This is a genomic window from Luminiphilus sp. nBUS_16 (assembly GCF_051201645.1).
Classification (GTDB): domain Bacteria; phylum Pseudomonadota; class Gammaproteobacteria; order Pseudomonadales; family Halieaceae; genus Luminiphilus.
Map to the genome: position 1 here is coordinate 917012 of NZ_CP179205.1, position 23897 is coordinate 940908.

Consider the following 23897-nt stretch of genomic DNA (forward strand, 5'->3'; position numbering starts at 1 on the left):
GTTCAGTTTGCTGTGTCTGGTGGCATGGCGTTTTCTGCGGTTGTGTAATGCATCACACGCAGTTCCTCATGGCCTGCGAGAATGTCTGCGATACCGCCACACCACTCACCGACTTCACTCATATTAGGGGTTTTTCGCGTCCAGTTCTCTGCATTCATGCGTTGTTGAAGAGCCACGGCGATCCAGCAGTGAACATAAGTTGTGGGATGAACGACATCCCAAAAAACTGCGCGTTCGACATCATTGCAAACAAAAGATGCATCGGTTTCACCTAGATACCCGCCTGTGTAGCAGCGGGCTAGGATCACCTTCGAGGTCTTATCGTCCTCTGACCCAAGTGGCCTCGCGAGCTCAGTAATATCGAAGTCAGAATACTGCTTTATATCGAAATGAGGGTACCTGTCGTAATTCAGGATGTCGTCGAATAGCGTGTGTGCGTCAAATAATAGGAAGCTTATATCGCTGTATTCGTCCTCCAGCCGTGAAACCATCTCGGCCAGTAGCTGGTTGTGAAGATGGGTAAGGTCAGAGAGCTTGTTCGCCAGCATGAGTCGTCGTTCTGTTTCGCTAAAACTCGATTCCGCCGCATAGGTAGTATTTTCCAAAACAATGGGCGATAGCCCCAAGTCGGGAAGGTTGCCGACTAAGATATGGCGAGCATCTAAGGCGATCAGGCTTCTGATTTGTTTTTCCAAGCCATTAACAACCGTTGAAACAACTTTGGGATAACCTTCAGGAGAATCAAGTCGATCGAGTAATGTTTCGATGGCTCCGCTGAAGGGTTCTTTAGCAATGTAATCATTGGCTCCGCCCCAGATCATGACGGCAGTCTTCTCAGGTTGAGACAGGTAGTCCTCGGTCATGAAAGACTCTTTGAATACCTCAATTTGTTGTGCTGTTGTGCCACTCACGAAAAATTGACCGCCATCCATAACGCGCTGTTTCAGCGTTACTTTGGGGATTGTCTCCTTGCCTGTTACCGATGCTCCTCCCACTGCATGATTGCCAATGGCTAGGTAGCTTAGTGACCCGATATAGTCAGGCCAGGCAGGGCCATTGGAAAATCTACCAATCCAGTAGGGTGCTGTTGGAAAAACCCGAAGCCGCGCTTTCATTTTTCCTGTGTCGGAAAGGCTGTCTCCAAAGATAATGAGGCGCGAAATGCTGGCGCCTTGGTCTTCAGGGTATTGGATTGCAACGTTGATTTTTTCTTCGGGGCGAAATGCCATGATACGAGCTACTTCGTTGGCTTTTTCACGCGATGCCTTGGTTAACGCCCGGATACAGCCCATGCGCAGTGCCTGTGCGTTTGGTTGTGTTGGTCCTAGATGTAAGAACCCATCTTCAAGATCACCCCGAAGCTCAAAAGGCTGGTTGTTGGTATCGAGCCCTACGAGCCACAAAGGCTTCTTTACCCCTTCATTGAGCTTCTCTGAAGTTGGGCGGTGAGAGCTAGCGGTTTCACAATGTACTTGCCAGTTTTCTGTACTCGACACCTTTTCGGGTGCAGGTTCGCTAAATAACTGAGTGCAGCCTGCAAGGGCAAGCGGCAGCGTAAATGCTGAAGCTTTCAGTAGCCTTGCAACCCGAGTCTGATAGAGCAGGCTTGCCGTGATTGTCATTGCTACTGGAAAGGTTTTTGAGTAATCCATGCCGTTTACATCGCTGAGTTTTCCAATCTTGTCAGTCTCGAGATTGCCATACAACCCAAGCAGGCAGTTGAGCATGCTTCCACCGCCCATAAGGAGGCGGCTTGCCTCGAGGACTGACAGTTTATACGGTATATGCCAGCCGCACCTTCAATTTTGCGGGGCCTGATCTGATTTTGCCAGTAGCAAGTTTTTGAGGGGGAAGCTTCGCCCATAAAACGTGTAAAAAACCTGAAAAGTTTGGCCTGTGTGGGCTCGAGTAGCTCAGCTACAAACCTACCGCCATGATCACTGCTGAACAGCTCCGACGACATTACTCGGCCTCGCTGTCTTAATTAGGCTACGAAGCGACAAATTTTCAGCAGTTTGGGTTTATAGTATCTAAAACCATATAAGAGAATTTTTATGCGCTTTCTGATCTCACTTTTTATAACAGTGTCGTTGTCTATGTCCGCAATCTCTGCTTCGGGGCAAAACGAGACTGACACGACAGCAATTTTGGGGCTTTATCAGAGTTGGCGAGATGCAGTAGAGAATGCAAATATCGACGGCTATGTCGCGGTCCTTCACGCAGATATCAGTCTACGTCCGCCGGGTGCACAAGGGCTTGATGGGCGCGATAACTATTCGGCGTTTCTGGATCCCGTGTTTGATTCGGCGAGTTATGAGATTCAGATTGATAATGCACCATCGGTGACTTTTCTGGGCGACGCAGCGATCGTCGAGTATGACTACACGATTTTTCGCCGGGCCGATGTAGATTCAACTGCTGATCTGCCCCCCGGTGCTATCGCTGTTGCAAAAACTAGCGCTCATTACATTGATGTTGTTACTCGAGACAGCAGTGGTGCCTGGAAGGTTAGGCTGCATAGCTGGCAGGATTGGCCGTCAACAGACTGAATTGGGTTGTCGGTAGTCAGTCGGAGCCTGGGTGAGTTGGGTCGGCTTACAAAAACCCTTCTCTGGGCGGCTGTTGGTACGTAGTTGTTAGCACTTAATCAGTAATGGCTGGTAAAACTTAACTAGGGATGGGCACACAGCATGGCGGTGGAATTGCTAGTCGTGGGTGGACTTTCTGAAGCATGGATTGGCCCAGTGGTCGCTGCCGGTCAGGGAGCGATGACTGTGGCGGTCGTTCAACCGGGTCAGACTGTCGATACCTCTGCAGTGCGTATTTTGGTTGGTGCTCCTCCAGACTTGGCGCCCATAATCTGTGAGTGTCCGCAGCTCCAATGGGTGCAAAGTACTTGGGCTGGCGTAGATGCTCTTTTGGGGCTGGTACCCAAAGGGGTTCAAGTGACACCCCTCAAAGGCGTTTTTGGCCAAGCGATGAGTGAATTTGTTTTGGGGTGGTTGCTGGCTTTGGAGAGAAATATTATTGCCCGAGCCAACTGCAAGCATTGGCTTCCGGAGGTGGAGGCCGGCTTGTCTGGCAAGCGCTTGGGCATTATGGGGACTGGAACCATTGGTAGTGTGGTCGCCAAGCAGGCAGCCAATTTTGGCTTGGTCGTTACCGGGCTTAATTCTGGAGGGCAAAGTGCGCCGGGCTTTAGGGCCTGTTATCCCAGTAGTGAACGCTTGGAGTTTGCTCAGGGTCTCGACTACGTTGTGAATCTGCTACCCAGCACCCCCGCGACTGACGGCATTGTCGATGCCCAATTATTGGCGGCCATGAATTCCGGCGGTATCTTCATCAATGCCGGACGTGGCAATGCGGTTGTGGATGCTGATCTGATCAATGCCTTGCGGCTAGAGGTATTGCGCTATGCCGTGCTCGATGTATTTGCACAGGAGCCTCTCGAGGATACCAATGCTTTGTGGGAAGTCCCGGGATTGTTCATTACGTCACACACAGCGGCTCCTACCCCTTCGGAAGCCATCCCTGAGGTCTTTACGCGAAATCTTGCTCCATTTTTGGCGGGTGCACCCCTAGCAGACGCTATGAGTCGCGAGCGCGGTTACTAGCCACTGTGGTTAAGCCGTGACAGGAAAGCGTTTTCGGGTCTTATTTAGCCATGGTCTGTCCTGGCTGAACTTTGCACTGTTGGTGGCTGCGGTCTTAAAGTTTTTACCCCTTTTGTATTCTTTCAGTTACGGCGTTGATCTGCGCCATTTGCCGACTGAGGATCCTCGCCACCTAGAACGCGCATGGGCTCTTGATCTCATCTCAGATACGGGATTTTTACTGCTGGTTTGGTTTCTGATGGGCCATTTGAATCTGCTTTTGGTGGGAGACCGGCGCTGGAGGCCATGGCGCGCGTACTCACTATCAAGCTCAGCGAAAAAACCTGCACGATAGTGAGCGCACTGTCATAGCCGCAAAAATGGGCCAATTTTTGCGGGAAGCTTTGCACGTCAAGTCACTCGGGGGTTGCGAGTGCTCTTGAAAAGAAGTATCCCTGTAGTCCCTAAATTTTAGACGTGTCGTTTATGCAGAATGTCAGTGATCAGGTTGTGGTTGATACTGGGAAAAGCCTTCCTCAGTACCCTGCAGTGTATCCCTCACTTGGGGGGTTTCAGTTAGATAATCCATCCTCATGGACGAAGGGCCAGCCCTTTGGTTTATTCCGCGATATGAGGGAGCAAGCCCCCGTTATGTGGTCGAAATCCATGCGTAAAGGCATGTCGGGCTTTTGGTCTATTACTCGCTACAACGATATTAAGCAGGTGGAGTTGGCACCTGATATCTTTTCATCCCAGCGTGGCTCTATGCACCTTGGGATGCCCGATCGCAGTGAATGGAAGCCGCGACAGCTGGTCGATGCCTCTCTGAACAGTTTGATCAATCTCGATGCAGCCGTGCACATTAATCTGCGTACGCAGCACGCCCCTTTTTTCTTCCCAAAGTATGTGGAGACACTCAAGGAGCGCGTGGCTCAAAAAGTTGATGCTCTTTTAGATGATATGGAGCGACGTGGGCCTGTTGTTGATTTTGCCAAAGTTTTCTCCCACGAGCTGCCGATGTATACCCTTTGCGAGATGCTTGGGATCGATGAGTCTGACCGTCCTAGGGTTATCAAGTGGATGCATTACTTGGAATCCGCGGCGCAATACCTGACTAATCCGCTGCAGGCCTTTTTATCTGAGCCGACCTTACCCTTTCGGTTCAATGCAGTGCTGCGAGAAATGTTTGAGTATGGGAAGGCCGTCATGGAGGACCGCAGGCGACACCCAAGAGAGGATTTGTTGACCCTAATTGCTCATGCCGAGATTGAAGGAGAACCCCTTTCTCAGGAGTACTTAGATGGCTCTTGGCTTCTGATTATCTTTGCCGGTAACGACACGACGCGTAATTCACTGTCGGGCACAATGCGGCTAATGACGGAGTTCCCCGATCAGCGTCAGATGATTATTGATGAGCCTGGATTAATTCCCAAAATGACCCATGAAGCACTGCGCCTTGTTTCGCCAGTGGTCACCATGCGAAGAACAGCAACACAGGACACAGAAATTGGCGAGCAGCGTATCGCTGAGAATGAAAAAATCATTATGTGGTACGGCGCGGCAAATCGTGACCCTGAAATTTTTCCTGAGCCCGAAAAGTTCGATATGCACCGCCCCAATGTCGAAAAGCATTTAGCCTTCGGTCACGGTGTTCATCGCTGCCTCGGTAATCGAATTGCTCAAATGCAGCTCAATATTGCGTACGAGCGCATCTTTGATCGCTTTCCCGACATTCAGTGGACGGGCAAGCAAAAGATCGCCCCTGTAGTACTGGTGCACGCCATTTCTAGTCTCCAAGTTAATTTAAAGGGCGGACGTAAGCGTTAGGGGCAAAGCACCACGTTTTTGGTGAATTGCGGGAGGCTTGTCCGGCGGTCGCAAAATAGTTAGGGGCTCGCAATAACGCGAGCGCTAGGGCGCAATACCATGAGGGTGAGTTATGACTTCAGGCATTTCAGTTGATCTCAGCGGCAAAGTTGCACTCGTGACGGGAGCGAGTTCGGGTATTGGTGCAGCAGTCGTAAAGGCGTTTGCCCGCAATGGTGCATCTGTGTTCGTAAACTATCCCAATGATACTCAGGCCGGGGCGGCTGAAGGGGTGGCAGAGGAAATAAGAGCCAGTGGCGGGTCGGCGCAGACGATAGCCGCAGATGTATCGGATGAGGTGCAAGTTGCCACTATGTTCCAAGTGATCACTCAAGCGGCTGGAAGGCTCGATATCTTGGTCAATAATGCGGGGATTGCCCACTCGAGCCCTGTAGAAACCCTCGCTTTAAGCGATTTTCAAAGGGTAATGGACGTGCACGTTACGGGAACCTTTTTATGCAGCAAAGCTGCAATCGCGATGATGTACGTCCAAGAGCAGGGCTGCATTATTAACACCGCCTCGCAGCTGGCCTATATTGGAGCTCCCGCATTCTCACATTACACGGCGGCAAAGGGTGCGATTCTGTCTTTTACCCGCAGTCTTGCGCTGGAGGTCGGTAGCCGGAATATACCCGTCAATGCGGTGGCACCGGGCGCCACTATGACGCCGATACTAGAGGATGTGCCCACTGAGGTATTGGACGTCATAAAATCTAATATTCCTGCAGGAAAGATCGCCGATGTAGACGATATCGTTGGCGCCTATCTGTTTTTAGCCAGTGATGCGGCAAGACACTTCAGGGGCCAGTGCATAAGCCCGAATGGGGGGGATGCTTTCCTCTAGCGGGGCTTAGGCCTCATTGCCATGCCGAGCGTATTGTCCCATTTCCTGAACTCGGTCATCGAAAAAGGCGATTAACTGTTGGCGGCTTGCCAGCTCCGCGACCTCGTGTCCCATGGTGCTTTGATCAACCCCATAACTTAAGCCTCCCGCGGCATCAGCGTTGTTACCCGCAGCAAGGAGCTTCGCCGCTTTCTGGGCCCTGCTGTCTGGCGCGGTGGTGCTATGGGGTGGACTTACGCGACAAAACTATCAGCCGATGCGCCGCAAAAAAACCAACGATGCTGGAAGCCCCAAAAAGGGCGTAATACACCTGATACCCCGTCTGGCCTGACCAACGCTCCATACACCAAGATTGCACCGCAGGCACATAAATATCGGGGGTGTAGGCAATCAAGCTAATCATGCCAACAGCGAGGCCTCGGGTGCTGGTAGACACGTTGCAGCTGTCCAGAGTGGCCCAGAAAATACCACGAACACCGTAGGACAGGACGCCGATCAACATGACCATTGGGAATAGCACAGCGACCGCGGTGGTTGGAGGTAGCAGCGGTAGAGACGCTAGGGCGGCACCACTCAATAGCATGAGTATGGCCAGAAACTTGACGACATGAAAATAGTCGCCAATAAAGCCAGCTAGAACGCCACCAATGGGGCGCATCCAAAGGCGTGCGAGGGTAATCGATCCTACTGTGACCGCGCTGAGTTCAAATACCGACTCGAGAAGCCCCGCCAGAGAGTAGGTAACCCAAAACATTTGATAGCCAATCAGGATGGTGATGGCGGCAAGCCAGATACTGGGATTACGAATAAGAATGGCGAAATCACTGAGCAAGCCTGAATCTGAGGATGCGTCAGTGTTTTCGATGGGCTCTTCCGAGGGGTTATGAAGTGCCCAAAATATGACGGGCGCCATGACGAGCGCTGCCCCCCCGTAAAACTGCACTACCGCAATCAGCGCCACATCTTTTGCTGTGCTCACGGATTCGAGTAAGTAAGCAAAAACGGCAAGGCCTATGGTGGCAAGCATCGCTTCCACAATGCCCCTACCGCTCTCAAGAATACCGAAAAATCGGCCCTGTTGATCATGAGGCGCGAGTAACGAGGTGCTCTTTATTAATGCCCCCCAAAGCGTCAGCCCGCTGGTGATACCCCAGCCAATGTAGATAAGTTTGATTTGAGCAAAACTGGGCACCGTGCTGAGCCACAGAGCCAGTAAACCGGTGCCTGCCAGTGAGCTTCCCAACAGCCATTTAGAGCTGAAGCGATCTGAAAGCCAGCCGCTGGGCAAGTAGGTTAGAAAAAACATCAGGCCCAGTATCGAGTGGCACTCGCCGAGCTGCTCCAGCGAAATACCGTAGGTTTCCAGCATTGAGCCCTCGAAGTTTTGTCGCATGTACACCACAGGATAAATAGAACCTGAGGCGACAATGAGAATGAACAGCTGAAAGTAGCGCTGGCGCATTGAGGGTGCTGACGTCTCGATGATGGACTCCTTGGTTACCAATAATTGTAAAGTGCAGACCCGATGAATGTACCCAAGGCGTAACCCAGTACGCCGACTAAGACACCGGGAGTTACTTGGTCGCGCCAGCCTTTGGCTGCAGCCATGGCGGGTGCTGTTGTAGCACCAAGAATGGCTGCGTTAGAGGCGGTTAAGAGCTCGGGCAAGGTCAACCGGGAGAGTGCACCGATAAAAAGTAAAGTGGTCAGGTGCACGGAAAGCAATATCAGGACAACAACGATTAGCGTGGGTGCCACGCTTACCATCGCCGTGAGGTTGGCGCCCGCTGCGATGGCTGCAAAAAAAGCAAACGACAGGGCAACACCCAGCTCAAATGCGCCCGCCAGCCACTCCCGTATAGCGGGAACTAGCGTTGCCAGCACGAGGGTAAGTGTTGTCAATGTGACGTAGCGATAGCTGCCCATATCAAAATAGGCTACCAGCCCATCGCTCATTGCCACTAGGGCCCCAGCACAGGCGATAGCGAGGCATAGTGACTGTGCTGTCACTGGTGGGGGCGTTGCTTGCGATATTTCGGAGGGCGACGACGTGGTTGGATGCGCCGGGAAAAAGCGCGCTAGCCTAGCGACCCCGGGTAGCAGAGCAATCAAGCTGAGATAAACAGCACTAAAAAGGTTGTCTGCAGCGGTTGCCGCTGAAAAAAATGACCGATCTTGATTCAAGCCGGTCATTTCTCCCAGCGCGGCGTAGTTGACGGAACCACCAATATACGTCGAGGCAAACAACCCCACGATGGCCGCTTCTCGGTCTGACTCCTGAAGCGGCGCTCCTGCGCCCAAGCTACTGAGGTCCAATAATGTTGCGGCCACAACAATGCCGGCAACCGTACCAATAGTAGCCACTAGAAAGGCGAGGGTTGTCCTTGATGCCTCTCGCCAAAGACGACGCAGGTCAGCTTGAAATAGAAACAGTGGAATTAACATCGGTACTAAAAAAGTAAAAATGAAGTCATAGACGGGAGCGCTGTGTGGAATAACTCCCAGATTCGCGGCCAAGATGGCCGCAAGAATCACCATAACAGTTCCTGTCAATTGACGACCGAGACGGGTCTTTTCCAGCAAAAATGATGCGCCGGCTAAAACCATGATCACCGCAAAGATACCAAGGTGGTTCTCTGGATTAATTGCTAACATTCGAGCTTCCAGTCTGCGAAGGCGTTAAGCTAGCACGATCGCGGCACAACGTCGCCCAAGGCACCGTTATTGGTTCTTTGTCATTCCTTTGTTCTTTTGAAAAAAGGGTTCACTGCGTCATGAATGAGATGACCCCCAATGCCTCCTGCGAGGCGCTTGTTCAGCTTAAAGCCGCCTTGCGTAAGAACCGGCGGGATGCTCACCATCGTTATTTTCAAATGGCGACCGTGACGGCAGAGGGCCATCCAAAAAATCGAACGGTAGTGTTTCGGGGGTTTGGCGCCGATGATACATCGCTCCTTGTGATTACCGATCGTCGGAGCGAGAAAATTGTGGAGCTTGAGCAAAACGCCGCGGTTGAGGTCGCCTGGTATTTCACTCGGACACGAGAGCAATTTAGGATATCAGCAGTAACAACTTGCGTGGATTACCGAGGTCAGTCAAAGGAGGACTTAGCGCTGCGCGAACAGGTTTGGCAGCAACTGTCTGAGGCTGCTAGGGCTCAGTTTTTTTGGCGCAGCCCTGGGCGACCTGTAGATACCGGGGCCGCAGCCGCGATCACCGACGCCCCACCTGAAACCTTCGCGCTGCTTAAGTTGAACCCAGTCGCGATCGATCATTTGGTGTTGAGCAAAGTGCAGACACGCAGACGCAGCCAGTTGAAGGATGGGTGTTGGCACGAGCATTGGGTTAACCCTTGATCTTCGCTTCTAGGGTGCATCAGTGACGCTGCAAGAGACGCTGCAACTGGCGGCGCAGAAGCTTCAGGAGAGGTTGCCCGAGCAGGCGCTCGCTGTCTTAGAACCTCAGCGAGAGCTGTGTGCTCGCGTTGCTGATTTTTGGCAGCTTTTGGCTTTGGCCTACAAAGGTATGGGGGACAGCGTGGCGGCAGAGGCGGCGTTTACCACCAGCATAGCGATCGACCCGCAACCCCATGTCCTCACGAACTTGGCCAACCTTCATCGGAGTCTGCGTCAGGCTGAGACTGCATTAGGTTTTTACGATCAGGCCCTGGCACTGGCACCTGATCACCTGCCCGCACAAATTAATCGAGGCAGGGCCTTACTTGATCTAAGCCGTAACAACGACGCTCGTCTTGCCTTCCAAACAATCTTGCAGGCTAAGCCTGGCCATCGCAATGCCACCCTCGGTCTTGCTCAAGCATCGCAACAGATCGGAGAGCAAGAGCACGCTTTAGGATTGTTTCAATCGGTACTTGAGGGAGATCCCGACAACACAGTGGCTCTTAATGGTATGGGGGTATCGCTCAAAACCTTAGGTTACATAGATGATGCCGTGAATTATTTGCAAGTCGGTGCTCAGCACGCACCAGAGTCTCCCGAGCTATTTACGAACCTTGCCAGTGCTCTAGCGCAAGCAGATAGGGAGGATGAAGCGGTCGCCGCATATAATCGCGCACTCGAACTCAGCCCTTACGATCTAGATTTACACGACTGGTTCAATGGTTATCTTGGCGTGATCGCGCACCCACAATATTTAGACTCCTATCGCAGGGTCCTTGAGCAGCAGCCCGCTAACGGGAGGATTGCTACCGCACTTGCCAGAAAGTTGCTGTTGAACGGTTGTGGCTCCGAAGCACAGGCCATTCTTGAGGCGGCTAAGTCAGCCGGAGGTGAGCGAGCGTTACTTGAGGCTGAACTCAGTCACGTTTGTCGGGAGCAGGGCCTTTATAGTGAGGCACTAGAGTCGGTTCGATCTGCGATGAGGCTGGCGCCTGGGGACCCCAGTGTGCAGCGGGAGTTGGCAACGACCTTAATGGCCGCGGGTGAGGACTATGGCGAGGCGCTGCAGATCTTGGATGATCTGCTGCAACGTTACCCGGAAGATCAGGGACTGTGGGCCTTGTGCGCGACAGCGTTGCGGTACACGGAAAACACCGAGCGCTATGCGCGGTTGGTCGATTACGATCATCTGGTGCAGGTTCGAAGCGTTCGTGCCCCCGATGAATTTAAGGGCCTGACGGCGTTTCTGGCCTTCCTTCGGGACTCTCTCAACCTTTTACACACCACCCAACGCCATCCTGTTGAACAGTCGGCGGTGAACGGCACGCAAACTCTCGATGACTTATTCAGTCGTCGCCATCACAGTATTGAGTTGTTGCAGCAGGCCTTAGAAACCCAGCTGTACTCAGTCCTCCAAAACCTGCCGGTGGATGACGCGCATCCTCTCCTAGGTCGAAACACGGGGGGCTTACGTTTCTCGGATTCCTGGTCTATTAGGCTTCGGGATCAGGGCTATCATAAAAATCATTTCCACTCACAGGGTTGGCTATCGAGTGCCTTTTATCTCAGGGTCCCTGACTCCATTAACTACAGTGCCGCCGAGGGGTGGATAAAATTCGGTGAGCCGGGCTTTAAAGCTCGCGAGCAATTATCGGCGGAGTATTGGATTCTCCCCAGAGAAGGCACGTTGGTCGTGTTTCCTTCCTATCTTTGGCACGGTACCGAGCCACTCAGTCACACTCGCGAACGCATGAGCGTGGGCTACGATATTTTGCCGAGTTAATCGCAACTGGCGTCTATTTTGCGCGAACCCAGCTATTGGTGAGTTGTATGCTGAGGCTGCTATGAAATGCGCCGTTCGATGCCTTGCCAGTAGGGTTCCCGTAACGTTGTTTTCAATATTTTTCCGGAAGGGTTTCTGGGTAGTGCCGCGATTAACTCGACGCGACGTGGAATCTTAAAGCCCGCTAGCTTATCCCGGCAAAAGGCAACGACATCATCGACATCGATCATATGGTCGGGTTGTAGTGCAAATATGGCGAGCAGTGCTTCACCGTAGGTGTCGTCAGGAATGCCAATAACAGCAACTTCAATAACACCTGGGATGCCCGAAAGGACGTTTTCTACTTCCACGGGATATACGTTCTCACCCCCTGTCACCACCATGTCTTTGAGACGATCACGAAGGTAAATGTAGCCCTCTTCGTCAATAGTTCCGGCATCTCCCGTCATAACCCAACCATCGATTAACGTTTCAGCTGTGGCTTGTGGGCGATTGAAGTACTCCAACATATTACTGGCAGATCGTAAGCAGATTTCCCCTGTTTGGTTGGGCCCGAGCTCATTGCCCTGAGCATCAACAATTTTGACTTCATTGCCGGGGCAGGCTTTGCCGCAGGAGGTCAGCAAATGAGGGGATCCCGCGATCGCTCTTTCATGATCTTCGGGTGACAGTGCAATGACTGTTCCCGATGTCTCGGTCATACCGTAGACCTGACTAAAGCGGCTATCGAAGACCTCTAGCGCTTCTTCTAGCAGAGTTGCACTGATGGGTGATGCTCCATAGGCAATATTTTCTAATGAGCTAAACTCATAATCGCGAACGTTCGGCACGAGTTTCACAATAGCTTGAATCATCGCAGGAACCATAAACATCGAGGTCACGCTTTGTGTCTGAATCGTCTCGACCACGCGCAGCGGGTCAAACGCTTCATGCAAAATATTGTGAGCGCCATAAGCGAGACCGATATAGGCGACGCCAGTACCGCCAATATGAAAGAGCGGGGCGACCACCAAATTGATGGTGTCGGCATTGTAGGCGCCGTCGTTGGCGATACCCATCATTTGCGTCAACGATAAAATATTGCGATGACTAAGTACCGCGCCTTTGGGTTTGCCGGTGGTTCCGCTGGTGTAGAGCTGCAGGGCAGGGCTATGTTCGTCGACTTGGCCGATTTCTCGATAGGGTTCAACTTCTTGGTTTATCGCTGTAGACAGCGTTAGGAAAGCATCGCTTCGATTGGCAATCAGCCGGGTGGGCAGCTCACGAATGGCGATGGTTTGGGTGATCGTTGCATCAATGCTGTTGTCGGTAACAAAAAGAATATCGACCTGAGCATCATCGAGGACAAACGCCAGCTCCGCGGGTGCGAGTCGAAAGTTGACCGAAACCGTGACGGCACCGATGCGGCTAGCTCCCAAGAGTATTGCGAAATAAGCCGCCGAGTTGAGCCCTAGTACGCCGATTCGGTCTTCTCTTTTGACGCCGGCGTCGAGAAGTAGCCGGGCTATTGTGTGCGACCGGTCAACCAGCGTTCGATAATCCCACTCAAAGTCATGGCCGTTTAGCGCTGCATGGGTGGGGCGCCGCTCGGCGTGGTAGTCGATAGGTTGGTGGAGCAGCACGTTCGACGTCCCTCGTCTTGTAGTTCTAATTGGAAAGCTTTGGTTCTGTGATTCGAACGACAATAGGCAGAAAAACTCTAATGATCAAGCTTCAAAACAGCAGTTATTCTTTAGTTAGTAGCGGCCATAAACTGAGGAAGCGTTTATGAGGCCAAAGTTTTCAGGGTGTTATTGCGAGGTCAACTCTTGGTACACCACTGCTTTAAGTTTTGATGAGCGACTGTTGCTTAGTGGCATTGCTCGGTCGTTTAACCCCGTGGAAAAATCGCAACTCAAAAATTTGGTAAAGAATAGAAAGGTTTAGTGACGCGAGGTGGTTTTGCCAATATTGGTGAATTATCCAAAGTCGCAGCACAAAAAAAAGCACCCCTAAGGGTGCTGCTGTCACTCAGCAGGTATTACTGCGTAGGGTCTGCGACGTCATAGACATAAATAAGCTCGTTAGAGCAGTCAGCAGTCCCCACATTGGTCACACATGCCGTTCCGTTGTAGAGCGTGCTAGAACGGTCTGACTTGAGGCCTGTGTTTCCCTCCCACGCCCCGGAGTTGTTCCAATCGACGAAAAATGTTTTTGATTCGTTCAGATCTAGTTGGTCATTGTCGTTAAGGTCTAAAAACGCCTCCCCTTTATCATCTTTATCAGGGTCAAATTCGCCGGGGTCAAAGTACCCATTGCCATTTGCGTCGTCGAAATCTTCTTCGCCGAGGGTGTAGGCCAATACCCGAACAGGGGCGCTATCAGGACAGACCGTTGGACTGATCATGTTCTCAGGTGCCACCCACTCGACCTCACAGCGCCCAAAGCTTTCGGCTCCGAAAACGCAAGAGCCGGTAGACCCATTATCGCCAGATTGGCCAACGCCCCCGCAGCTAGAAACAACATTGGCAACGGTGCCATCGACTACAGGGTTGCCCGTTCGCTCGAAGGCAGCGATTTCTAAGGTGCAAACCGTGCCCGCCGTATCAGTGGGCCCCGTACAGGCGCTTGTGGATGACTTATAAATGTTATACCGACTGGCTACGGGCACTCCCACCGCAATAGTCAGAGTATCCGACAGTACAGGCGGGAAATTGTTATCACAAGGTTTTGGATCGTCTGGATCGTCTGGATCGTCTGGATCGTCTGAATCTTTTATCAAACATGCAGCAACTCTAACGGGGGTCGGTAACGTTCCCGATTGTACGACAGCCCTAACTACCCCTTGCGCGTCAGTGGTGTCAGTGACGTTGACGCCCGCGGCCGCCGCATCTTCTCCGTTCACCAGAATGCCACCTAAACTTGTAGTAAGTTCAAATTTAACCTCAACATCGGCGACCCCCACGCCCTCAGAATCAAGCACTTGGTAGCTGACAATGGCGGTTTCCTGGGTGCCGGCCCCACCCCCCGAACCTTTAATTGCGATAGTGGTTGGCGCAGCACTCACAAACAACAGTCGCAATTTGTTTTCGGGCAGATCCTTTGCCTCCATGCTCACACTAGTGACATCTTCATAAATGTTGCCATCAGCATCGGTAAATGTTGCTGTGAGCAATCCGGCACCCGTCGTGCCATCCCCAATCAGTCGAAAATTGGCATTGCCATCGGAGTCAGTCAGAGCTTGTCCATTGCTGGGAGAGATTGCGCCTACCGTCGTTGCTAGCGCGATTACTTGGCTTTGAACGCTCGACGTGGCGTCCGCGGTCAGGTTGACCTCCACGTCCACACCATCCTCATCGAAGCTGCTGCCTGACGTAGGTTTCGTGATTGCGAGACTGTAAAGCGGTGTGCCTTGGCTGGAAGTGACGTTGAGGCTATTGCTAAACGTATTGCCCTCCGCAGAGGTGTAGCTTGCTGTCGCAACACCGGCGCCATCGACGCCATTGTATTGAAGTGTAAAAGTGGCATTGCCTGAGGCGTCAGTGATGGCCGAGCCATTACTAGGGGTAATGTCAGAGATTTGACTGGTCAGGGACACCAGTTCACCAGCAACAGCGGGGCCAGAGGCTGAACCCGAGCGCAAATTGACTGTAACAGTCACTGGGTTAGATGGCGTTAGGGAGCCAGTGCTGCGACTCATGCTCAGGACAAAAAGGCTATCTGCATCGGTCTGCGCCTCGAGATTTTCAGTGAGCTGCAGATCACCCTGAGCAGTTGCATAAGTGGCAGTGACGGCTCCCGCGCCGACTGTACCGTTGAACTCCAAAGTAAATTCAGCCACGCCATCGTCAGTAAGAGCCGATCCATTGGCTGGGGCAACAGTCCCCAAATCTGAGGCCAAAGTAATAATTTCATCGTCAACGTTTTGAATCGCGTCATCGAGATCGACTATCGAAACACGAACGGTGAGCGGGTTGTCCTCTTTCAGCGTATTGCTGGCATTGCCGTCAGCGCCCAAAATCACGATGGACAGGGCGGTGTCTAACTCCGCCGAGACCGATTCTAGGACTGCAGTCTCAATCAATGAGGCGTTGTCGGTAGCAAAGCTTGCAGTTACCGTGCCGGCCCCCAGAGTGCTGCTCGCTGTTAGCGTAAATTCCGCAACGCCGGCCGCATTTGTCAGGGTGCTGCCATTGGCTGGATCAATGGTTGCGATGTCACTGGTAAGATTGATAATTCGGGATTCAACAGCTGCTGTGGCTGATGTTGTAGTTAGGGTTACGCGAGCAGTCACCGGCGCCTCAGCAGCGATTTCAGTCGTGGTATTGCCGGCAGCGTTTAGGAGTTCTAAGTCCAAGCTAAAACTACCGATAGTGGAATCTGCTGCCTTAGCTTCTATATTGAGTGATCGCGAAAAAACCTCGCTGGCTGTTCCTGCTGCGTCTATCGATGGCTCATAAGTGGCGGTGATGACACCGGCCCCCAGATCGGTCTGGGCCTCGATCAAAAAGGTTGCCAGACCGCTATCGTCCGTCAGTGCAGAGCCATTGGAGGGGTCGACCGTGCCTATTGAGCTTACCAGTGTAATGATTTCATTGGTCACTGGTGTCTTGATAGCTCCCTCAACACTGAAGAGGGTGATGGTGACGGTTAAGGGGTCGGTGCTAGAAAAGCGTTGCGTCACGTTGCCTGAGGGGCCTGTTGTTGCAAGGTCTAGAAGGTAAGCCGATGCCCCTGCGGCCGCTTGAATACTCAAAGACACGTCAACAGACTGCGCTGACTCGGTATAGGTGGCGGTCAAGGTACCTGCCCCCTCGGTGCCATCAAACGTGACTTCAAAAACTGCAACGCCGTTGGCGTCAGTGAGTGCTGAACCATTATCGGGGCTAACCGTTCCCACCGTAGCGCCTAGCTCAACAACGGCATTGGCGATTGGGTCGCCATTGCTGCGCTCTAGGGTGACTTCAATACTCAGTGGGTTGCTGCCAGAGAGTTGATTGTCAACATCGCCTGCAGCGTTGGTAGCCGCAATGGCAATGACGGCATCAATCTGCTGGGCACCTTCGTTACCAAGGAAACCACCACCGCCTGTGCCGCCACCGCCGCCGCAGGCAGCAATCAGTAGCGCTGCCGCAGTAACACTAATAAACCGGTTCGTTGTCCTTAACCACCGATTGAGCATTACACATTCTCCCTTTAAAACTAAAATACTGAGGTGTCATTATTTGTTGCGACTTTATCATGGCAAGCGCAAGGAAGCAGTCCAGTTCCCAATGAAAATATTAGACTGCACCGAGAAAGAAAACCGCATTTTCCCGTAGATTTTTCATTTTTAGGGCAGTTAAATCTGCCTAGGTAAACCGCTGCTGTTACTCTATGACGATGCCAAGTGTCACTGCCATGAATCAGCAACTCCCTTCCCTAAGCGCCGCCGTGGTGCTTTACCACAGTTCGTTGGAGCAGTTGGAAGCTCTGGTGGCGAGTTTGGATAAAGGCGCTCAATTTATCGGCGCTGACCTACCGCTCTATTTGGTAGATCAAAGTCAGTCGGCGGTTTATTCAGCGGCTGTGGGGGAGATAACACGTAAATTAGGTGCTGGAAGCTCGCTCCAGCTCCACTACATTGCTCGGGAGAGCAACGACGGCTACGGCGCGGGACATAACACGGTTTTGGACAAGGCGTTGGGAGACTATCACTTAATGCTGAATCCCGATGTTGAACTTTCTGAGAATGCCTTGGTTCAGGTGTTGAAAAGCCTGCGAGATCATCCTGATGTCACAATTATGGCGCCACGAGGTGCCAACGCGTTGGGGGATGAGGAGCATCTGGCCAAGCGCTACCCGAGCGTTTTGGTTCTGCTTTTGAGGGCTTTGGGCCTACCATTCTTGTCCCGCTGCTTTTCCCAGCGATTGGCGTCGTACGAGCTGAGAGATTTGGCCGATGAAGGCGACTTGCAGGACGTTCCGCTATTGTCTGGATGCTGCATGGCTGCGCGATCAGATGCATTGCGGGCGGTCGGTGGCTTCAATGAGCGGTTTTTTATGTATTTTGAAGATTACGATCTGTGCATGCGCCTAGCGAGCAAAGGACGAGTGGTTCGAGACCCTAGTGTACGCATTATCCATCATGGGGGCGGGGCGGCTAGGAAAGGATTTCGTCACATTGGCTGGTTCATGTCAGGGGGAATTCGTTTCTTTCGAACATGGGGTTGGCGTTGGGTCTAACGAGGGGACGTGCCACAATATGACCATGGAAGAAATCGATCACCAAAATCTATGGGCGGCTGAACAACGACGACGAGGCATCCTATCGCTGCTTGGGGTGCAACCTCTAGTGGCGCGCTTCAACCCTCCGGGTGCCCGAGTTGCGAAGCAACTTGAATGTCCTCCACAAGCTGAAGTCAGCCCCGTGGCGAGCTCGGCCCTGCACAATGCCATCCCAAGTAAAACTCAAGTGAATCAGGGTTCATCCACGCAGGTTCAACCCTCTGCTAAGGCAGCCCAGCCGCGGCCTGAAGGTGCCAGTACTTCTGAGCGGGTGAGAAATCAAAGTGAACCGAAGCCCAGCGCGCTTACGTTGGCCGATACCGAAGCCGTTGCGTTTCAGCTGCTCATTGTTGAAGCGGGCTCATGGTTATGGCTCGAACAAATTGAGGATAGCCTCATTCGGAGGGAGCAATTGCAGTTGGTTGAAGGTATGGCTCGAGCTATTACTCAAGGCGCAGTCAACCTGAAGCACCACCAATTTGATTGGCCCTTGGCTGAACACGCCCACCTGTCTAAAGATGCCGAGTCGGCAAAGCAAAGTGTTGCGGGTCAGTTACGGCGGCTTGCCCGGGAAAGGCAGGCGCTAGGTATGATCCTTATGGGGCCTGCCTGCAGCGAGTGGGTGAACGTGCCTCCAGCGCTGACCCAACTCATCATCCCGTCAACATTGTCCATGCTTGAAGAACCCTTACTTAAGCGAGAGGCCTGGCAGGTGCTTAAGACTCATACCCCCCGGTCTTGAGAGGCCACATCGCCCAATTCAACAGGTGTTTTCATGGGTGCACAGCCGATACAAGCAATAACGAGAGAAAAATTAAGGCCGCTCTATGAGGCAGCCGCTGGCCCATCATTAAACTTTCTCATGGATTTGATCGCGCAACCGGCTACGTGTAAAGCCTGGTATTGGGCGGACGGCGCTGAGGCTGCTGCGAGCGCTTGGTTTACGCATGTAGGTGAGGAATGCGAACTCATTGACATTCGCGTTGCCGAAAATAAACGTCGCATAGGGCTAGCTGCATCGCTATTAAGTTTTGCGCTGATGGAGCTGAAGTGTTTTGGGGCGACCGTCTGTAGGCTGGAGGTCCGGCAGAGTAACCATGCGGCCAGGGGGTTGTATGAAGGTCTGGGTTTTGAAACTGTTGGCCAACGGCCCAATTATTACCGTGTTCAAGAGGGTAGGGAGGATGCCATTCTTATGGCTGTAAATATTGAGGCGATGCTCAATCCATGAATATTTTAGAGACCGACCACTGGTGTCTGTTACTTCCCCCCGAGTGGTCGGGGGACTATGACGATGACGTGGTTAGAATTGGTGATGCCGATGAGGTGGGAGAAATTGAGATCACTACCTTATGCAAAGACAGCGGGAAGGTAACGCCCTCTGAAATCGTTGCAATGGCAAAGGAGGAGTCACCGGAAGTCGCCAGCTGGAAAGACACTGAGATCGGTCAGTTCAAGGGGTTAACCGGAAGCTTCCTCGACGAGGATACCCACGTTCAAGAATGGTATGTTTCGGCCACTTCAGTCTTGCTCTACATTACCTACGTCTGTGATGCGGAGAATGCAGGTATGGATGACGCGGCGGTAATCGAGATTTTAGGAACTTTAGTCGTCGCGGATTAAAGCCGCACCATCAGGATATTTTTCCGGTAACTCGAACGCGTTTGGTACCGGCAATAACCGGGGCTTTGGTTGCCTCAGATCTGCGAGTTGCCGCGTTGTCCCAAGCGTTTTTACCGGCAATGAGAAAGCCGGTCACGATAAATGCGCCGGGAGGCAGGATAGCCAGTAACAGCGCGGGGTAATCTGCCGAGATTATGAAGTGCCATTGTCGGGCACTATCACCAAAAAGCAGCTGCATGTTAGCAAACAAGCCGCCCGTTCCCAGCAACTCGCGAATCGCCCCCAAGACGACCAAAACGGCACCAAAGCCAACGCCCATGATAAAGCCATCGTAAATTGAGGGTAATACCGGGTTCTTTGCCGCGAAGGCGTCCGCCCGGCCAAGAATGATGCAGTTTGTTGTTATTAGTGGCAGAAAAATACCCAGAATTTGATAGAGCTCGTAGGTGTATGCCTGCATGAGCAGTTCAATGGCTGTCACTGATGCCGCAATGATCATGACAAAAACGGGGAGTCGAATCGTGTCTGAGACGATATTCCGCACTACCGATACGCATAAATTGGAACTGATTAAAACAAACAAGGTGGCTGCTGCCAGGCCCAGAGCGTTCACAACAGATGCGGAGACCGCAAGCAAGGGGCACAGCCCCAGCAGCTGCACCAAAGCAGGATTGTTCTTCCAGAGTCCATTGTGGGTTAGCGTGGCGTAGGTTGGTGTTGTCATGGGCCAGTCTCCACGGCGGTATTGTGCGTCGGGTCTACCTCGAATAGCCGGTCTCGATGCAGGGCTTGATACTCAAGTGTGCGACGGATGGCGGCAACAACGGCTCTAGGCGTCACCGTAGCGCCAGTAAATTGGTCGAAAGCACCACCATCTTTTTTGACGCTCCACTCAGCCTGCAAAGGAGACCTTAGCGAACGTCCGTCAAAGCTCAGTATCCAAGGTGACTTTCTGGTGTCGATGCCATCCCCCAGCCCCGGTGTTTCTTTATGAGACACGACTCGGGCACCCGCGATCTCGCCGTCGGCGGTGACACCAACGAGTAATTCGATGTCTCCGCTGTAACCGTCTCGCGCTGTTGCAGGAAGAATGACACCCACCACGGTTTCATCGAATCGCACAGTGTAGCCACTGCGTGCGCTCCGCAGTTCCAGTAGTGGGGTGTTGGCTTCAAGCATAAAACGATCATCGATAAGGCTGTTGTTGTGGGTATTGGCAGGAAAAATTTCTAAAAGCTGCCGCGCTTCGGCCTCACGTATTGAACGCTCAATATCCGTTTTTGTTGTCGCCCACGTCCATGCAATCAATACGGCAGCCAATGCTGCGAAAATGCCCAGAAACAGTGCGGAACGTGAAATAGCAACGGCGGCCTTCACTCGTCATCCCTCTTACTGGGTTTATGACCATAGGTGACCGGCTGTGTGTACTGATCAATAAACGGCGCCGCGAAATTGAGAATTAAAACGGCAAAAGCCACGGCATCAGGATAATTGCCCGCCACCCGGATCAGGTACAGCAGCACTCCGACTAGGGCCCCAAACACGAGTCGCCCGCGATTCGATGTCGCTCCGCTGACAGGGTCTGTAATGATAAAAAAGGCCCCAAACATGGTGGCGCCGCTGAGCCAATGAAATAAGGGCGATCCGCCACTCTCGGAGCTGCCGCTATCGAAACCGATGGCTGCACAAAGCCCTAAAGTAAAAAGCATGGCGACTGGGGCATGCCAAGTAAAGATGCCGCGATAAATCAACCAGGCCCCACCTGCCAGAAAGGCGATGTTCACCCACTCCCAGCCAATTCCCGCCCACTGACCAAACTGCGGACTGTTGTTATAAAGGTCGTCTATTAACAGCCCTTTATTCTGGCGCAGAATATCGAGGGGCGTCGCCATAGTGACGCCATCATAGCTGGCGGGGACTAACAGGGCGGTCAGGGACTCAGCGACGCCGGGTATCTCGCCAAGGCCCCGAGGCGCTTGCCAGCTCGACATTTGTAGGGGGAATGAAATTAGCAGCACCACGTAACCAACCATGGCGGGGTTGAAGGGGTTGTAACCCAAACCACCGAAAACATGCTTACCTAGAATGACTGCCGACAAAATACCGGCTGTGACCAACCACCAGGGAGCGTAAGGGGGAAGTGCAATACAAAGCAGCGTGGAGGTTACAAGCACGCTGTAGTCTTGCAAATACCGCTTTGGGCTGCGGTCTCGAAGGCGCAGCGCGCTGTATTCGAGAGCGAGTGCCAATAGGCCCCCGAATAAAATATTGATCAGGGTGCCCGGGCCAAAAAACCACGTTAAAACCCCAATGCCTGGCAGCGTGGCCAACAAGACGGCCTGCATAACCTGAGTGGTTGTGAGGGGGCCGTGGCCATGGGGTGAAGTGATACGGAGGAAGTTCAAGAGCCGCTTTCCTCATTACCCGCGCTTTCTTTTTTTGCCTTAGCTCGGGCGATGGCAGCAGCGACAGGGTCGTCGGCGCCGCCTGCAGCCGCCTTTTTCTCAGCCGCGGCACGGCGGGCTGCGCGTTGTGTCTCGCGCGCAATGGCTTCTTGTTCTAGTCGTGCTTCACGGGCTTCGAACCGATCTCGAGAGCGGTCTGACCGTACTTTCTCGGCCTTGGACTCACGTATCATTCCCTTGGCGGCTCGATAATATTGCACCAGAGGAATATGGCTGGGGCATACCCACGAGCACGCACCGCACTCAATACAATCGGCTAAATGATGGCGCTCTAGTTGTTCCTGATCTTTAGCACGGGCATACCAGTAAAGCTGTTGAGGTAACAGTGAAGCTGGACAAGCCTCCGCACAAAGCCCACAGCGTATACAAGCCTGCGCATCTGGGGGCGTTGGCAACTCCTGTTCTGTGGGAACAAGAATACAGTTTGTGGTCTTCACAATGGGAACCGCGGCAGACTCAAGAGCGAAGCCCATCATGGGTCCACCATGAATAAGTCGCCGGTTTTGACTGGGGTCAAAGCCGGCGACGGTCAGCAGATGCTCAATTGGGGTCCCCAATCGGGTACGGTAATTGCCAGGGCGCATAAGAGCGCGTCCCGTCAAAGTCACAATGCGGTCAGTGAGGGGTTTGCCATGACAGACTGCGTCCCTAGCGGCTACTGCCGTTCCCGGGTTCTGGCAAACAATCCCCAAGTCAGCTGGGAGCCCTCCGGCAGGAACTTGTTGTCCGGTCAAAATCTCGATGAGCTGCTTCTCACCTCCGGATGGATATTTTGTGGGGAAGGTCATGACCTTGCAGTGCTCGCCTGCAGTCTCTGCTGCTTCGCGCATAGCCGCGAGTGCTGCGGGTTTATTGTCTTCGACAGCCAGTAAAATATCTTCAACAGCTAATATCCGTGCAAGTATTTGAGCGCCTTCGACAATGCCTGCCGCGTCAACCTGCATAAGCGTGTCGTCGGCGGTAATGTAGGGTTCGCACTCTGTGCCGTTGATGATTAACGTTGTTAAGGGCAGCCGCTCCCTAGCCATGAGTTTTACTGCGGTTGGAAACCCGGCGCCGCCCATGCCGGCAATGCCTGCAGCACTTATGCGGGAGATTAATGACTCGGGCGTTTCAGTGCGCCAATCCTCGCAACCGCGGTATTCTATCCAGCGATCTTCACCATCACAGGCGAGCTCCAAGCACAAGTTATCAAGTGCCGAGGGGTGAGGTACTGGCCTGGGTTCTATGGCAATGACAGTACCTGAGGTGGGTGCGTGCAGCGGTACGCTTACCATGCCGTCTGCCTCCGCCAAGAGTTGGCCTCCCAGCACATAGTCGCCAGGCTTTACGCATAAACTCGAGGGCTTACCGATATGTTGCGACAGCGGCAGAACGAGTGATTGAGGTAAACCTGCATCTAACACCGTGCCAGGGTTGGAAAGGTGCTTTTCCTCTTCTGGGTGGATGCCGCCATGAATATTAAAAAAAGTGTTCATGCGGCTTCACGATCGGTAGCGATGATGTTGTTTTTATTTTCGCTGGGCTCGGGCAGCTCCCAGCGCCAGTGTTCAATACCGCCCTTGCGCGGCAGCATATCGATGCAATCCACAGGGCAGGGTTCAACGCACAGGTCGCAGCCTGTACATTCATCTGCAATCACCGTGTGCATCAGCTTGGCCGCGCCTAAAATGGCGTCAACAGGGCAGGCCTGAATGCACTTGGTGCAGCCAATACACTCGTCCTCACGGATGTAGGCCACGTTGGGCTCTTTTTCTTCGCCGTGTTCTGCATCGAGGGTTAGAGGCTCGACATCCAATAAATCGGCAAGGGCGTCTATGGTTTCTTGCCCCCCGGGTGGGCACTTGTTAATCGCTCCGCCCTCTGCAATGGCGGTGGCATAGGGCTTACAGCCAGGGTGGCCGCACTGGCCGCATTGCGTTTGCGGTAGCAACTGATTGATTTGATCAACAAGTGGGTTGCCCTCAGTTTTAAAGCGCACTGACGCGTACCCCAATATGCCACCAAATCCCAGCCCCAGACCTAAAAGGGCTAGTAGGGCTGCGAGTAAGGGGTCGCTTTGAAGTAGGGTCAGCATTC

The 23897-nt window shown here is 52.9% G+C and carries 20 protein-coding genes; 10 read left to right on the forward strand and 10 right to left on the reverse strand.

Annotation, left to right across the window (positions count from 1 at the left end; all coding sequences use genetic code 11):
• Window positions 1-2 precede the first annotated feature (2 nt).
• On the reverse strand, window positions 3-1727 hold the full coding sequence (locus ACMAY6_RS04135) for an SGNH/GDSL hydrolase family protein (RefSeq protein ID WP_435214686.1): 1725 nt from the start codon (window positions 1725-1727) through the stop codon (window positions 3-5).
• A 327-nt stretch (window positions 1728-2054) separates the two neighbouring features.
• Here ACMAY6_RS04135 and ACMAY6_RS04140 point away from each other — a divergent pair, with 327 nt between their 5' ends.
• The 4 genes from ACMAY6_RS04140 to ACMAY6_RS04155 all read left to right on the forward strand — a co-directional run bounded on the left by ACMAY6_RS04140 (window position 2055) and on the right by ACMAY6_RS04155 (window position 6303).
• On the forward strand, window positions 2055-2549 hold the full coding sequence (locus ACMAY6_RS04140; protein ID WP_435214687.1) for a YybH family protein: 495 nt from the start codon (window positions 2055-2057) through the stop codon (window positions 2547-2549).
• A 141-nt stretch (window positions 2550-2690) separates the two neighbouring features.
• Window positions 2691-3614, forward strand: coding sequence for a D-2-hydroxyacid dehydrogenase (locus ACMAY6_RS04145; RefSeq protein WP_435214689.1), 924 nt, complete (start codon window positions 2691-2693; stop codon window positions 3612-3614).
• Window positions 3615-4079: 465 nt separating this feature from the next.
• Window positions 4080-5420 carry a cytochrome P450 gene (locus tag ACMAY6_RS04150; RefSeq protein ID WP_435214691.1) on the forward strand — a complete coding sequence of 447 codons (1341 nt, stop codon included), beginning with the start codon at window positions 4080-4082 and terminating at the stop codon, window positions 5418-5420.
• Window positions 5421-5532: 112 nt separating this feature from the next.
• The gene (locus ACMAY6_RS04155) at window positions 5533-6303 is read left to right on the forward strand and encodes an SDR family NAD(P)-dependent oxidoreductase (protein WP_435214693.1); all 771 of its coding nucleotides are present in this window, start codon (window positions 5533-5535) and stop codon (window positions 6301-6303) included.
• A 220-nt stretch (window positions 6304-6523) separates the two neighbouring features.
• On the opposite strand, the gene ACMAY6_RS04160 is transcribed toward ACMAY6_RS04155, so the two are convergent.
• A complete protein-coding gene (locus tag ACMAY6_RS04160; RefSeq protein ID WP_435214695.1) occupies window positions 6524-7765 on the reverse strand; it encodes an MFS transporter in 1242 nt (413 codons plus the stop codon).
• Between the two features lie 35 nt (window positions 7766-7800).
• Window positions 7801-8958, reverse strand: coding sequence for a DUF819 family protein (locus ACMAY6_RS04165; protein ID WP_435214697.1), 1158 nt, complete (start codon window positions 8956-8958; stop codon window positions 7801-7803).
• Window positions 8959-9077: 119 nt separating this feature from the next.
• Between ACMAY6_RS04165 and ACMAY6_RS04170 the strand changes: the two genes are divergently transcribed.
• Entirely contained in the window at window positions 9078-9659 is a 582-nt protein-coding gene (locus ACMAY6_RS04170) for a pyridoxamine 5'-phosphate oxidase family protein (RefSeq protein ID WP_435214699.1), read from the forward strand.
• 22 nt (window positions 9660-9681) lie between these two features.
• Window positions 9682-11484 (forward strand): tetratricopeptide repeat protein, encoded by a 1803-nt coding sequence (locus ACMAY6_RS04175; protein ID WP_435214701.1) that lies wholly within the window; start codon window positions 9682-9684, stop codon window positions 11482-11484.
• 59 nt (window positions 11485-11543) lie between these two features.
• Here ACMAY6_RS04175 and ACMAY6_RS04180 read toward each other — a convergent pair whose 3' ends face one another.
• Both ACMAY6_RS04180 and ACMAY6_RS04185 read right to left on the reverse strand, forming a co-directional pair.
• The gene (locus tag ACMAY6_RS04180) at window positions 11544-13106 is read right to left on the reverse strand and encodes a long-chain-fatty-acid--CoA ligase (protein WP_435214703.1); all 1563 of its coding nucleotides are present in this window, start codon (window positions 13104-13106) and stop codon (window positions 11544-11546) included.
• 398 nt (window positions 13107-13504) lie between these two features.
• Window positions 13505-16645 carry a beta strand repeat-containing protein gene (locus ACMAY6_RS04185; RefSeq protein ID WP_435214704.1) on the reverse strand — a complete coding sequence of 1047 codons (3141 nt, stop codon included), beginning with the start codon at window positions 16643-16645 and terminating at the stop codon, window positions 13505-13507.
• Between the two features lie 218 nt (window positions 16646-16863).
• On the opposite strand from ACMAY6_RS04185, the gene ACMAY6_RS04190 reads away from it, so the two are divergent.
• Genes ACMAY6_RS04190 through ACMAY6_RS04205 form a run of 4 tightly spaced genes read left to right on the forward strand, consistent with a single transcriptional unit; the run spans window position 16864 to window position 19353 of the window.
• A complete protein-coding gene (locus tag ACMAY6_RS04190; protein ID WP_435214706.1) occupies window positions 16864-17688 on the forward strand; it encodes a glycosyltransferase in 825 nt (274 codons plus the stop codon).
• Between the two features lie 19 nt (window positions 17689-17707).
• The gene (locus tag ACMAY6_RS04195) at window positions 17708-18472 is read left to right on the forward strand and encodes a hypothetical protein (RefSeq protein ID WP_435214708.1); all 765 of its coding nucleotides are present in this window, start codon (window positions 17708-17710) and stop codon (window positions 18470-18472) included.
• 33 nt (window positions 18473-18505) lie between these two features.
• The gene (locus ACMAY6_RS04200; protein ID WP_435214710.1) at window positions 18506-18961 is read left to right on the forward strand and encodes a GNAT family N-acetyltransferase; all 456 of its coding nucleotides are present in this window, start codon (window positions 18506-18508) and stop codon (window positions 18959-18961) included.
• Window positions 18958-19353 carry a hypothetical protein gene (locus ACMAY6_RS04205; protein ID WP_435214712.1) on the forward strand — a complete coding sequence of 132 codons (396 nt, stop codon included), beginning with the start codon at window positions 18958-18960 and terminating at the stop codon, window positions 19351-19353. Before ACMAY6_RS04200 ends, ACMAY6_RS04205 begins: the two co-directional genes overlap by 4 nt.
• Before the next feature lie 10 nt (window positions 19354-19363).
• Here the strand turns inward: ACMAY6_RS04205 and ACMAY6_RS04210 are convergent, their stop codons facing one another.
• Genes ACMAY6_RS04210 through rsxB form a run of 5 tightly spaced genes read right to left on the reverse strand, consistent with a single transcriptional unit; the run spans window position 19364 to window position 23895 of the window.
• The gene (locus ACMAY6_RS04210; RefSeq protein ID WP_435214714.1) at window positions 19364-20077 is read right to left on the reverse strand and encodes an electron transport complex subunit E; all 714 of its coding nucleotides are present in this window, start codon (window positions 20075-20077) and stop codon (window positions 19364-19366) included.
• Window positions 20074-20730 (reverse strand): electron transport complex subunit RsxG, encoded by a 657-nt coding sequence (gene rsxG, locus ACMAY6_RS04215; protein WP_435214716.1) that lies wholly within the window; start codon window positions 20728-20730, stop codon window positions 20074-20076. Before rsxG ends, ACMAY6_RS04210 begins: the two co-directional genes overlap by 4 nt.
• Complete coding sequence (locus ACMAY6_RS04220) at window positions 20727-21758, reverse strand: RnfABCDGE type electron transport complex subunit D (protein ID WP_435214718.1); 1032 nt, start codon at window positions 21756-21758, stop codon at window positions 20727-20729. The genes rsxG and ACMAY6_RS04220 overlap by 4 nt, the downstream gene beginning before the upstream one ends.
• Window positions 21755-23296 carry an electron transport complex subunit RsxC gene (rsxC, locus tag ACMAY6_RS04225; protein WP_435214720.1) on the reverse strand — a complete coding sequence of 514 codons (1542 nt, stop codon included), beginning with the start codon at window positions 23294-23296 and terminating at the stop codon, window positions 21755-21757. Before rsxC ends, ACMAY6_RS04220 begins: the two co-directional genes overlap by 4 nt.
• Window positions 23293-23895, reverse strand: a complete 603-nt coding sequence (gene rsxB, locus ACMAY6_RS04230; RefSeq protein ID WP_435214722.1) for an electron transport complex subunit RsxB — start codon at window positions 23893-23895, stop codon at window positions 23293-23295. Before rsxB ends, rsxC begins: the two co-directional genes overlap by 4 nt.
• Window positions 23896-23897 lie beyond the last annotated feature (2 nt).